Raw genomic sequence first — 12,317 nt, forward strand, 5'->3', positions numbered from 1 at the left:
CAGCTGCGCCAGCCGCAGCAACACCTCCTTGCGGTGCGCCGGGCTGGTGCGCGACCAGACGCCGGCGTTGAAGCTGCGCCTAGCGGCGGCAACCGCCAGATCGATGTCTTCCTCGCCGCAGGACGCCACTTCGGCCAGCACCTCGCCCGTTGCCGGATTGACGCTGGCAAAGGTCCGGCCCGAACGCGCCGCGACCGTCTTGCCGTCGATGAACGCCTTGTCACGAAAACGGATCGCGGACGCCTTGCCGATCCAGTCCTTGTGGCTGAGTTCACTCATCGCAGGTGACCCCTGTCTTGACTATTCGTCGCCCGGCACGCCGTAGCTCGGCGCATCGGATGGGTTGATCGCGCGGGTCACATAGGCATCGAGCTGTGGCTTGTAGAGTTGCCACAGCGCCGCCAGTTGCTCGATAGGACAATCGTCGGTCCAGTCGCAGCGCAGGTCGGCGACCGGCCACGCCACCTCACGCACCAGCTTCATGCCGGCGGAATGGACAGGGCCAGCCTCGCCGCCGGCTGTCAGCGCCGCGCGCATAGTCGCGATGAGGCGGTCGCCGAGATGCCCCTCCGACGCCAGGAAGGCCTCGACCATCGCTTGCGGCACGCCATCATGGGCCAGCATGTTGCCGCCGCAGGCGACATTGTCAGCTCGCGCCTCCGCCCAGATGCCAAGAGCTTTGGGACCCGAATGGATCGCGGTCGCTCCAGCGGCGTCGACAGCCAGCACCTGCCGGTATTCGGGATAGGCACCGGTGCGCTTCAATATGGCAATCGCCTCCGCCGCGGACGCGCCGCGCGCCAGCAATTCGAGACCGCGCAGTCCAAGCGTAGGATCGGTGACGTTCTGGCTGGCAATGGCCCCGGCGCCCGCCTGCGCATAGGCGCAGCGCGCCGCAACAGCAGGCGACGAGGAGGACACCGCGACCCCGAACATGCCGGTGCGGCCGCACCGCGCGACAATGGAAAAGGTCATCGCAATCAGTCCGGAATGACGGCGGTGCCGTCGATCTCGACCAGCCAGTCCGGCCGCGCCAGGGCCTGCACGACAAGGCCGGTCGAGACGGGATGCACGCCTCTGATATACGCGCCCATGGTACGGTAGACCGCCTCACGATGGCGCACATCGGTGATGTAGACCACCACCTTGACCAGGTGCTCCATGGTGCCGCCGCACTCCTCGATCAGCTGGCGGATGTTCTGCATGACCTTGTGTGTCTGCTCGACCGGATCATGGCTGTCGATGTTCTTGGCCGTGTCGAGGTCCTGCGGACATTGGCCGCGCAGATAGACGGTCCTGCCGCCCCGCGTAACGACCGCCTGGCACAGATCATTGTCGAGCTTCTGCTCGGGATAAGTGTCCTTGGTGTTGAACTTTCGAATTCTTGTATGCGCCATCTTGGTCTCCGTCGGATCAGGCTCGAGGTCGGGGCATCCCGTTTGAGGTGCCGTGTCTATGCCACCTTGGTCTCGCGCTTCGCGGACGCATGGTAGGCTAGGTATTTGCGCTGCGTGGAAATATGGTCGGCCACATGCTGCGCGTCGTGCCAGACGCCCCAGATGAAGCTCGACCCCCTGCGCGATTGCCAAGGCAGTCCGAGGAAATAGATGCCGGGCTCGGTCGACACACCGCGCTGGTGCTTCGGCTTGCCCCTTTCGTCGAACACATCGACCTTCAGCCAGTTGTAGTCGACGGTGAATCCCGTCGCCCAGATGATCGAACCTATCCCGGCTTCCGACAGGTTCAGCTCGAGAATGGGATCGGTCATGCATCGCGGGTCCGGGCCGATCTTGCGGGCCTCGGGCTCTGGGGGAAGGTCGAGGCCGTTGCGGGCGACATAGGCATCTGCCTCGTCCAGAACCGACATGTAATTCGCATCGCCGCGCGCGATATTCTTGGCCAGATCGGGTGCGAAAATCATCACACCGTGCCTGTAGGATTCGGTCCGGCCAACCAGCGTCATCCCTTGCGCGGCAAGGCGCCGGAAGTCGATCGTCTGGCCGCCACGCGCGCCGCTGACCGCGATGGTGACATGTTCGGTGCCGGGCGCAGGCGCCTGCGCGTCCCACTTGCCCAAAACCCCCAGCCACCAGCAGAAGTCACGTTCGCGATAGGCCCGCGGCGGCCGATCGTGCGGCCCGACCGAGAGATAAACCCGCCGTCCCGCACGCTGGAGTTCGTCGGCGATCTGCACCCCCGAAGACCCGGAGCCGACCACCAGCACCGCGCCTGCGGGCAGTTGGCCGGGATTGCGATAGGCGCTGGAATGTATCTGCATAGGTCCGGCGTCCCCGGGAACGACGGCCGGGATGACCGGATGCTGGAAAGCGCCGGTGGCGGCAACCACGCTCCTGGCTTCGATCACGCCATCCGAGGTTTCGATCCGGAAGCCGGGACGGCCGACAAGCCTTTCCACTTTCCTGACCTCCACGCCGCAGCGGATGGGGGCAGCGATCATGTCGGCGTAAGCGACAAAATAGTCGGCGACCTTCTCCTTGCCGATAAAGGCATCCGGACCGGCATTGGGAAATTCCATGCCGGGAAAACGGTCATGCCAGGCGGGACCATTGGCAACCAGCGAGTCCCATCTCTCGCTACGCCAGCGTTCGGCGATGCGGTCCCGCTCCAGCACGAGATGGGGCACGCCGCACTTGCTCAGATGCTCGCTCATCGCCAGCCCCGCCTGGCCGCCGCCAACAACAAGCGTGTCTACTGTTTCGACTGGCATTCAGCGGCCCTTTCTGGCTCTCCCCGAGAGTTTCTGCGCATGCGGCGGAGGTCTGATCGTTGGTTTACTGGAGGGACCGGGCAGCGAAAATTACGATTTCATGTGGCAGTGGTTAGCTTGTTCCTAAATGCTGAATTGGCCGCGCGCAGACGGCTACGCCAGTATTGCCATAGCCGCCTTTTCGCCAATCATCATGGATGGCGCATTGGTGTTGCCACCGATCAATGTCGGCATGACGGAGGCATCAGCGACGCGCAGATTGTCGAAACCGCGCACCTTGAGACCGGCGGGATCACCCACCGCCATGGCGTCGTTGCCCATCCTGGCCGTGCCAACCGGATGATAGACGGTAAGAGCCTCGGCACGCAGATAGGCGAGAATCTCGTCATCGGTGTTCACGTTGGGCCCAGGCAGGATTTCCGGTCCGCGGATGCCGCCGAAAACCGGCGAAGCCAGGATCGAACGCGCGACCTTTATGCCCTCGACGAGGGTCAGGGCATCCTGTTCGTCACTGAAGAAGCGATGGTCTATGAGCATATTGCGGCGGGTGCCGTCGCGTTGAAGCGTGATTTCGCCGACGCTCCCGGGTCTCAACACACAGGTGTGCACGGCATAGCCGTGGCCATATTCGACGAGCCGACCGCGATGGCTGCGATAGCCCGGCACGAAGTGGAACTGAATGTCGGGTATGCTCCCGGCATACTTCGTCCTGGCAAAGCCGCCGGCTTCGACATAGTTGGTCGTCAGCATGCCTTTGCGCCGGGCGAAATACTGGAACGGCGCCGCCAGCATCGCCGGAAGATTGGCAAGTGAAAGGCCGAGCGTCTTGCGGCTGTTCGATCGCACCGTGATCATGCCATCGACATGGTCGCGCAAGTTCTTACCGACGCCTGGCAGGTTCGCGACCGGTTCAATCCCCGCTGCTTTCAGCTCCCCGGCCGGGCCGACGCCGGAAGCAAGCAGAATGCGCGGCGATCCGATCGCACCCGCGCTGAGGACGACCTCCGCTCGGCACCCCAACCGTTGGGTTGCGCCTTCCCTGATCACGTTGACGCCGGTGACGCGCTCGCGTTCAATCGCCAGATCAAGAACCTCGACGCCTGACAATATCCGTAGATTCGAGCGGCCGAGAATCGGCCGGACAAAGGCGCTGTAGGCCGAGAAGCGCTCGCCTCTGTTCTGGGTGACGTTGTAGATGCCGAGGCCGAGTTGGCCACCGGCATTGAAGTCGCGGTTCTCGGGCAGGCCTACGCCTCTGCCCGCCTCAACCCACAGGCTGGATACCACGTTGGGATCGCGCGGATTGTCGACCAGCAATTCGCCGTCGAATCCGTGATAGGCGGGGCTCTGCAACAGGCAGTTCCGCTCCAATTTCTTGAAGACGGGCAGGACATCGGCATAGGACCACCCGGCACAGCCAAGCGCTGCCCATTCATCGTAGTCCTGCGCGGCGCCACGAATATAGACCATCGAGTTGATCGAACTCGACCCGCCAAGAACCTTGCCCCGGTTGACCGGTATGCGGCGGTTGTTGAGCAGCGGCTGCGGCACGCCCTTGTAGCCGTAGTCGAAGTTCGGATTGCCGTAGAGCGAGAGAATGCCGGCCGGCACGCGCACCCTGGTGCGGTCGTCGCTGCCGCCCGCCTCGATCAGGCAGACACGAACTGCCGGGTCTGCGCTCAGCCTGTTTGCCAAGACACAGCCGGCCGAGCCCGCGCCAATGACGATATAGTCAAATTCCGCCGCCTCGATGCTCATGCCTTGCCCGTTTCATCATCCACACCGAAGACTGCCGATGTCTGTTTCATGCATGTCGTCTGCCCAAAACCGAGGTCACTTTTGAGCGACATGCATTAGTGCTCGTCGTCTTCGTCGTTCTTCAGGAGCTCGAGGATCTCCCGCTTCATGGCGATGAAGTTCGGCTCCATGACCAGATCCATGCTGCGTGGACGCGGGAGGCCTACGCGGATTTCCTTCTTGATCTGACCGGGCCGGCCGGACATGACGAGCACCCTGTCCGCCAGCAGGATCGCTTCGTCGATGTCATGGGTAACGAACAGGACCGTCTTCTTGGAATGATCCCAGATCCTCAGCAAAAGCTTCTGCATGCTGTGACGGGTTTGGCTGTCGAGCGCTCCAAAAGGCTCATCCATCAGCAGCACGTCCGGATCATTGGCGAGCGCGCGCGCAATCGCAACGCGCTGCTTCATGCCGCCCGACAGCTGAGACGGGTAATGGTTGGCGAACTTTGCCAGACCGACCTCGTGGAGAAAATGCTCGACAATGACCCTGCGCTCGGCCGGCGCAATGCCCTTCCGCTTCGGGCCATATTCGACGTTCTGCGCCACCGTAAGCCAGGGAAACAGCGTATATGCCTGAAACACCATGCCGCGATCCGGGCCCGGCTCGGTAACAGGCTTGCCGCCGACTACGATCATGCCGCCGGTCCGCTCCTCAAGACCGGCGACGAGATAAAGCAGGCTCGACTTGCCGCAGCCGGATGGGCCGACGATCACACAGAATTCGTTGGGCACGACGTGAAAGGAAATGCCATCCAGCGCCAGCACCGCATTGTCACCCTTGCCGTAGCGCAGGACCACATTGTCGATGCCTATGTCGGAACTCTTTGGTTTCGTCGTAAGATTCAGGGCGTCCATGTGTGCGTGTTCCTCAATTGGCCCAGGGAGCGACGAGGCGGCGGATGCCCCGGAACAATTGGTCGGTGCAAAGACCAAGGATGCCGATCATGGCGATGGCCATGAAGATCACGTCGACCTGAAAGCCGCGCATGGCTTTGAGCGAGATGTAGCCAAGTCCGCTGCGGGCGGCGACGAGTTCGGCCACGACGAGATAGGTCCAGGCCCAGCCCATGGTGACGCGCAGCACATCCAGCACGCTCGGAAGCGTGGCCGGAAAGACGATGTGGAAGACCGTGTCGCCTCGTTTCGTGCCGAGCGTATAGGCTGCGTTGACAAGGTCGCGCTGGACGCTGCGAGCGCTGTCGGCGATCATGACGAGCTGCTGGAAGAAGACGCCGAAGACGATGACGGCAACGCGCTGCTCGATGCCGATGCCGATCCACAGGATGAAAAGCGGCACGAAGGACGTCACCGGCAGATAGCGTATGAAATTGACCAACGGTTCGAGAACGGCCTGGACGATGCGATAGGTGCCCATCGTCAATCCAAGCGGCACCGCAACGATGCTCGAAAGGACGAAGCCGATCAACACCACCTGGACGCTGGCGAAAACATGCTCCCACAACGACCCGTCAAGCGCCATGCTGATGGTGGTGGACAACACGGATTCGGGGCGAGGCAGGAACATTTCCTTGACCGCTCCGGAATAGGTCAGCGCGAACCAGCCGCCGATGACGGCGATCCAGACCATGAAGCCGAGCGTAATGGAGAGAGAGCGCGGCACAGCCCGAAACGGTGTGGCGATGACTTTCAGGACGGATCGACCGGCCTGACCTTCTTCAACTCTCGCGGTCACGCCATTGCTGACCAGAGAGCTCGTGTTCGGTGCTAGTGTCACGGGATACCCTTTTGGGCCGCTTGGACCGGAGGCGCGAGGTCCGCCTCCGGTTCAGCCAAATCACTTTGCAAGGTCAAATTACTTCGCAGGCCAAGCTACTTTGCAAGGCCAAGCTACTTCCAAGGCCAAGCTACTTTCCAAGGCCAAGCTACTTCCCAAGGAAGGACGTATCGACGAGGTCGTCATACTTGACGTCCATTTTGAGCTTGCCGAAGCCGCCCCAGATATCGCCGCCCAGCTTGATCAGCTTGCCGGCTTCGCCAGTCTCGCCACCGGCGAAGAATTCGGCATTGCGCTGCTTACCGTAGAAGTTCACGCCAGCGGCCGAGGAAGCGAAGTCCTTCGGATCCTTCAGCCAGCCGCCGACGCCTTTGGCCATCACCTCATACGCCTTCTCAGGATTCTCCTTGATGAACTCGTTGGCCTTGTAGAGGCCCTTCACCAGCGCCTCGACATCTCCGGGGTTCTTCGTGATGTAGTCGCAGTTGAGCGCCACCACATCGACGATCAAGCCGGGTGTCCTGGAGGAGTCGATCAGCACCTGTCCCTTGTTTTCCTTCTTGGCCAGCGTCAGATGCGGTTCCCAGGTGACGGCAACGGGAATGCGGTCGGCCATGAAGGCGGCAGCGGCATCGTCTGCCGTCATGTTGGTGATCTTCACATCGGCCTGGGTGAGACCGGCCTGCTTGAGCAGGATATTGAACCAGAACTGCGACACTGAACCCTCGTTCAGCGCTACGTCCATGCCTTTGAGGTCGGCGATGCTCTTGACCCCGCTGGGCGCGAGCACGCCATCGCCGCCATGGCTGTCATCCAGCGCATAGACCGACTTGAAGCAAACATCCTTCGAACGATACTTCATGATCTCGTCGACGGTCGATGCGCTGCCGTCGAGCTCGCCGGCGGCAACAGCCGCCATATACAGCGATGCTTCCTCGATGATTTCAAGCGAGACATCGAGCCCACCTTCCTTGAAGTAGCCCATGTCACGGGCAAGGAAGAGCGGTCCGTACCCCACCCAGGTCGTCATGCCCAGTTTCAAGCTGCCAGCTTCGGCGTGGAGGCTCACCGATATGGCGCTGAGCGCAATGCCGGCCACCAGCGCGGCCCGGCGAAACTTCGAGATTATTGTCGTCATCACGTTCCCCTGTTTTCTGAAGTCGAGCGTTATCCCGGCCCGAACGAAACCCGCTCCGGAGGCATCGCCGAAGCCTGTCGCCTGACGTTCTTTTCTTGTTTTCTTTCAGCCGATGGCGGAGCAAAGCACGTTGGGTGCGCTGCACAAATTATGATTTTCAGTAGTTCGGCTTAGGCTGGACCTAACCAGACTGCGTTGCGTCTGCGCCATCGCGATTTCGCCCTCAGCAAGCTGCACCATTTCTTCTTTCCTCGGCCGGCCCGGGGCCACACCATTTTACGCGCCATTTATTGGCCGGGGCTGAGAGACGGGGAACTGGAGCCGAGCCATCGCGGGCTGCGGCCTAAAACGAACGGGTTGCAGTTCGGCGATTTCGCCATTCTGGCAGATCCGTCCGGACGGCTGATCCGTCTTTTCGGAATCGAGCCACCTGGCCTGACAAGCGCGCTGGCGCTGTCGGATTGGGTTGTCCAATTTGTCGGAAAGACGAACTTCTTCTTGCTTTAGCCCTTGACCGCCCCAGCGGTCATGGATCCCGATATCTGCCGATACATCACAAGACCCAGCAATGCCGGCGGCAAGGCGCCCAGCATCATGACGGCGGAAGCGGTTCCCCATTTTACGCCACCGCCGCTCGCGGCGAAGAAGAAGGATGCGCCGACCGTCATCGGCACGGCACGACTGGTTGTCAGCATGAGGCCGAAGAGGAATTCGTTCCAGGCGGTGATGAAGCCGAAGATGAAGGTTGTGACGAGCGCCGGTCGGATGACGGGCCGGACGATCATCATCATCACCTGCAAGGAACTTGCGCCATCGACTTTCGCCGCCTCGTCGAGTTCGACTGGTACATCTGAAATCGCGTTTACCAGGATGACGAGTGCAAGCGGCGCGTTGACGATGGTCAGGATGAGCCCGAGCCCGATCCGCGTATCGAGCAGGCCCAGCCACTGGTACATCATGTAAAGCGGGATCGCGAAGATGATCAGCGGCACGGCGCGAAGATTGATGACGATCGGCAGGACCAAGCGCTTTCCCGCCTCGCTGCGCGCGATCGCATAGGCAGCCGGGAACGCGAGCACGATCGCAAGGCCGGTTCCGATCAGCGCCGCCACGGTGCTGTTCAGCAGATAGGCATAGATGTTGAAGCGGCTGGTCTGCGTCAGGACCTCCAGATAGTTGTCGAGCGTCGGCTGGCTGATCCACAAACCGGGGTTCGTCGAAAGCTCGCGCTGGCTTTTGAGCGATGTGATCAGCGTCACGATAATGGGGAAATTCATCGCCAGCACGGCGATGGCAAAAACGATCCAGCGCAGTGCCCCGGCCATCGTCAACGCTTCCTGCGGCCGGCAAGCCGGTTAAGGCAGTGGAGAACGATGAACGACGCCATGAACAGGACAACCGAGGCGGCGACCGCCTTGCCAATAGCCCCTTCCTTGAAGAAGGCTTGGTAGATGTAGATCGACAAGGACGTCGTTGAACCTCCTGCACCACTGCCGGTCAATGCATAGACATTGTCGAACACCCGGAAACCGTCGATGAAACGGATGAAAAACGCGATGACCAGCGTCGGCTTCATCAATGGCAGGTCGATCCACCGGACGATCTCAAACGGTGATGCGCCATCGAGCGAGGAGGCTTCGCGCACGTCGAGCGGTATGGCCGAATAGGCCATGTAGAAGAGCAGGAAGGCGAAAGGCGTCCATTGCAGCGTCTCCACGACGACAAGGGTGCGGAAGGCATTGTTGATGTCGAGGAAGGCCGGGCTGTCACCGAACCATTCGAAGAGATAGTAGGGGACGGGGCCCGCAAATTCATGCAGCACCAGCCGGTACATGAGACCGACCATGGCCGGCGCGACCATCAGCGGCAGCATCAACGGCGCCATCAGGACTGGTCGCTTGCTCAGAAGCGGTGCCAGGAAGATGGCAAGGAAAAGACCGATCAGACATTCCGCTGATGCGGTAAGAATACCGAAGCGCAGAGAGAACCAGGCCGAGCTCCAGAATTCGCGGTCGTTCAACACCGCGACATAGTTGCTGAAACCGCTCAACACCGGACTGCGCAGCGTCTCGAATGTGACGGCCGAAATGGAATAAATCAGATTGACGATCGCCGGAAAGCCGAGGAACAGCAGCAGGAAGCCGACCAGCGGCGTCAGATACATCCTGCCTTCGGCACGTGTCACAAGGGCCATGTCGATCCGCCAAACGCGCCGGACGCCGAGCTCGACCCGGCGTCCGGCAAATGGTTCATTTCTTGAGAAGGTCCTGCATGCCCGCCTTGGTGTGGGCGAGCGCATCCTCGAGGCTCTGCTGGCCGGACCAGTAGCCGGTAAACTCCTTTGCCTGCAGCTCATAGACCGGGAGCGCACTCGCGGACGTCGCACCGGTCATGACATAGCCGTACTTGCTGGCGAATTCGCCGAGCTTGACGAGATCGGGACGTTCCTTCGCAACCTTGGCGACGACATCGGGAGACAATGCCGGCGAACCGCCGCTGCGCGCATAGAGCAAGGCCGCATCCTCGGTGGCGAGCCACTTCAGGAACTTGACGGCGCCTTCCTTGTTCTTGGCGTTCTTGTTGAGGCCCAAACCAAGGCCGTGGATATGATCGGCGCGTCCGTCGGGACCTGCCGGCGGCGCGACGATCCCGGTCACCTCGGCGACCGCCGGAGATTTTTCGGTGCTGGTCAGATCCGCCGCCGCGGCATTCCACTGCAGTGCCGTCGCGGCCTGACCGGATGCGAAGGCCGCGTTGGTTTCCGCATATTCGTAGCTCAGCGAATCCTTGGGCGATGACCCGGCATCATAGAGTTTCTTGTAGAGCTCGAGGCCGGTCTTGTAGGCATCGGAATCCACCGTGACATTGCCGTTCTTGTCCATCCAGTCGCCGCCGTAGGAGCGCGGCAGGGACTGGAAGACCATCATGTTGAACAGCAGGTTCTTCATCTGCAGGACCGTGCCGTAGCGCACCGGGCTGTCGGGGTTCACCTGCTTGGTGAAATAGAGGGCGGTGGCCGCCCAGTCGTCCCAGGTCCAGCTGTCCGGGTCCTTCGGCTGCAGCGGCTTGCCGAGATATTTCTGGGCGATTTCACCATAGGTCTTCTTGGCGGCGTCATCCCTGCTCAAGGCGTCGACGAGATCCTTGCGGTAGTACATGAAGTGCAGCGAAAGGTCGGTCGGCACGCCGTATTGCTTGCCGTCGAACTGCATCGTCTTGAGAACGGATTCGCCGAAAACCTTGGCCGCATCCGCGCCAAGATCGACCGGCTCCATATAGGGCGCGTAGCGACCGAGCGAGTAGGTGGCGACGAGATTCACGTCGAAGGCGTTGGATCCGGCCGCCATGTCGGCCTGCAGCTTGTCGTAAAAGCCTTCGCGGTTGAAGAACAGCAGCTCCACCTTGTCGGCATCGCTTGCCTGCTTGTTATAGGTTTCCACGGTTGCCCGCAGTGCGGTTTCCTCGGACCCGCCAGGCCAGCCGAGCACGGTCACGGTTGCGTTGGCAAAGGTCGGCAAAGCTGTCCCCGCGAGGAGGGTGGCCATAAGCGCAAAAGACGTCCTGCTCAATTTCATGATCGTTCCCTTCTTTTTTGATGATTTTTGCATGGCATGACCGGCGGCGCCGCTACTTTGCCCATTCGGCAAGATCGGCAACACCGATGACGCCGGCGTGGCCCGCGAGCTTCGCCGCAACGAGATTGGAGGAAAGGCGCGGTGGAACCTCGCCCAGATGCGCGCGCACCCGGTCGAGATAGCCATCGGCAAGACCGATGCTGCCGCCGATGACGATCGATTTCGGATCGAACATCATCTGAATGTCCCGGCACAGCGTCGCGACCCGCGAGGCGCTCCGCGAGACGATGGCGTCGGCCCAGGCCTCGCCCTTCAGCGCAAGCCCGAACACATCGGCGGCATCGGCCTTGAAGCCGGCCTTGAGGGCCTGCGAAGCGATCCAGCGGCCGGAGGTGCTGTCTTCGAGCGGGGCCTGGTCTTCAGACAAACCACGGATCAGACCGAAGTGACCGGCAAGACCGGACAGCAATCGGCCGTTGCAAACGATGCCGCCGCCAATTCCGGTCGAGATGGTCAGAAAGACGATGTCGCGACCTTGCCCGGCGCCGAATTTGTATTCGCCCCAGGCGGCTGCCTGGGCATCGTTGAACGCACAGACGGGCTTGCCGAAAACAGCGGATGCCCTTTCGACCAGCGGGTAGCCGTCGGGAATGCCAAGCGTCGCCGGATTCAACGCCGACCAGCGTCCATCGTGCACCAGCCCCGTCACCGCAATACCGATACGACTGAAGCGGCTTGACCAGGCCGACGTGCTTTGCGCAAGGGATGCCAGCCAGGCGTCGGGTCCAGCCTCTCGCGCGGTAGGCACGATCATGTCCTCGACCACCTTGCCGCCGCTGACCAGCGCGGCCATGGTCTTGGTTCCCCCGATGTCGATGCCCAGCACGGTTGGGCCAAGCACGGTTTGCGTGCCCCTTGCCGCATAGGCCCCGGAAATCGCCTGGTGGAACCACGAGGTGACGTGCTCGGTACGGGTGATCGCCGATCCGACAACCACGGCACAGGCGCCGGCGCGCGCGGCGGCGGCCGCCTGCTCCGGCGACCGGATACGCCCTTCGGCGATGACGTAGGGGCTCAGGGTTCGCATTTGAGCGATGAGGGCAATGTCCGGATCCTCCGGCTCCGGCCCGCCGACATAGCCGGAAAGCGTCGTGCCGACGAAATCGACACCCGCGGCAAGGGCCCGGCGCGCATCGTCAAGGCAAGAGCAATCGGCCATGGTCAGCTTGTTCCTGGCCTTGACGGCTTTCACAAGCGCTTCGACAGGAACGGGACGGACACGGTCCGTCGCATCGAAAGCGATGATATCGGCGCCCGCCTCGGCCAGCTTGTCGAAGAC

The 12,317-nt window shown here is 61.8% G+C and carries 13 protein-coding genes; 1 reads left to right on the forward strand and 12 read right to left on the reverse strand.

What is annotated here, in order from left to right:
- From EOA22_RS11140 to EOA22_RS11175, 8 genes are all read right to left on the reverse strand, one after another.
- On the reverse strand, positions 1 to 279 hold a 279-nt coding region (locus tag EOA22_RS11140; protein WP_127389967.1), incomplete at its 3' end, for an aldehyde dehydrogenase family protein.
- A gap of 21 nt (positions 280 to 300) precedes the next feature.
- Positions 301 to 975, reverse strand: coding sequence for a DUF1028 domain-containing protein (locus EOA22_RS11145; RefSeq protein WP_013530450.1), 675 nt, complete (start codon positions 973 to 975; stop codon positions 301 to 303).
- Positions 976 to 980: 5 nt separating this feature from the next.
- A complete protein-coding gene (locus EOA22_RS11150; protein WP_063168704.1) occupies positions 981 to 1,397 on the reverse strand; it encodes a RidA family protein in 417 nt (138 codons plus the stop codon).
- Between the two features lie 56 nt (positions 1,398 to 1,453).
- Entirely contained in the window at positions 1,454 to 2,728 is a 1,275-nt protein-coding gene (locus tag EOA22_RS11155) for an NAD(P)/FAD-dependent oxidoreductase (RefSeq protein ID WP_063168705.1), read from the reverse strand.
- A gap of 153 nt (positions 2,729 to 2,881) precedes the next feature.
- The gene (locus tag EOA22_RS11160) at positions 2,882 to 4,486 is read right to left on the reverse strand and encodes a GMC family oxidoreductase N-terminal domain-containing protein (RefSeq protein WP_127389968.1); all 1,605 of its coding nucleotides are present in this window, start codon (positions 4,484 to 4,486) and stop codon (positions 2,882 to 2,884) included.
- Positions 4,487 to 4,581: 95 nt separating this feature from the next.
- Positions 4,582 to 5,385, reverse strand: a complete 804-nt coding sequence (locus EOA22_RS11165) for an ABC transporter ATP-binding protein (protein WP_013530446.1) — start codon at positions 5,383 to 5,385, stop codon at positions 4,582 to 4,584.
- Positions 5,386 to 5,398: 13 nt separating this feature from the next.
- Positions 5,399 to 6,265, reverse strand: coding sequence for an ABC transporter permease (locus tag EOA22_RS11170; RefSeq protein WP_024503974.1), 867 nt, complete (start codon positions 6,263 to 6,265; stop codon positions 5,399 to 5,401).
- 148 nt (positions 6,266 to 6,413) lie between these two features.
- Positions 6,414 to 7,403, reverse strand: a complete 990-nt coding sequence (locus tag EOA22_RS11175; RefSeq protein ID WP_063168707.1) for an ABC transporter substrate-binding protein — start codon at positions 7,401 to 7,403, stop codon at positions 6,414 to 6,416.
- A gap of 195 nt (positions 7,404 to 7,598) precedes the next feature.
- On the opposite strand from EOA22_RS11175, the gene EOA22_RS11180 reads away from it, so the two are divergent.
- Complete coding sequence (locus EOA22_RS11180) at positions 7,599 to 7,910, forward strand: hypothetical protein (RefSeq protein WP_127224133.1); 312 nt, start codon at positions 7,599 to 7,601, stop codon at positions 7,908 to 7,910.
- Here EOA22_RS11180 and EOA22_RS11185 read toward each other — a convergent pair.
- The 4 genes from EOA22_RS11185 to EOA22_RS11200 form a co-directional block, all read right to left on the reverse strand.
- Positions 7,907 to 8,728 (reverse strand): carbohydrate ABC transporter permease, encoded by an 822-nt coding sequence (locus EOA22_RS11185; protein ID WP_027160930.1) that lies wholly within the window; start codon positions 8,726 to 8,728, stop codon positions 7,907 to 7,909. The two genes, EOA22_RS11180 and EOA22_RS11185, sit on opposite strands and share 4 nt — an antisense overlap.
- 2 nt (positions 8,729 to 8,730) lie before the next feature.
- On the reverse strand, positions 8,731 to 9,597 hold the full coding sequence (locus EOA22_RS11190) for a sugar ABC transporter permease (RefSeq protein ID WP_013530442.1): 867 nt from the start codon (positions 9,595 to 9,597) through the stop codon (positions 8,731 to 8,733).
- Positions 9,598 to 9,652: 55 nt separating this feature from the next.
- Entirely contained in the window at positions 9,653 to 10,978 is a 1,326-nt protein-coding gene (locus EOA22_RS11195; protein WP_024503978.1) for a sugar ABC transporter substrate-binding protein, read from the reverse strand.
- Positions 10,979 to 11,030: 52 nt separating this feature from the next.
- Positions 11,031 to 12,317, reverse strand: a 1,287-nt coding sequence (locus EOA22_RS11200; protein WP_127389969.1) for an ROK family protein, incomplete at its 5' end; no start/stop codon positions are given.

It is taken from the genome of Mesorhizobium sp. M7A.F.Ca.US.014.04.1.1, assembly GCF_003998745.1.
GTDB lineage: Bacteria > Pseudomonadota > Alphaproteobacteria > Rhizobiales > Rhizobiaceae > Mesorhizobium > Mesorhizobium ciceri.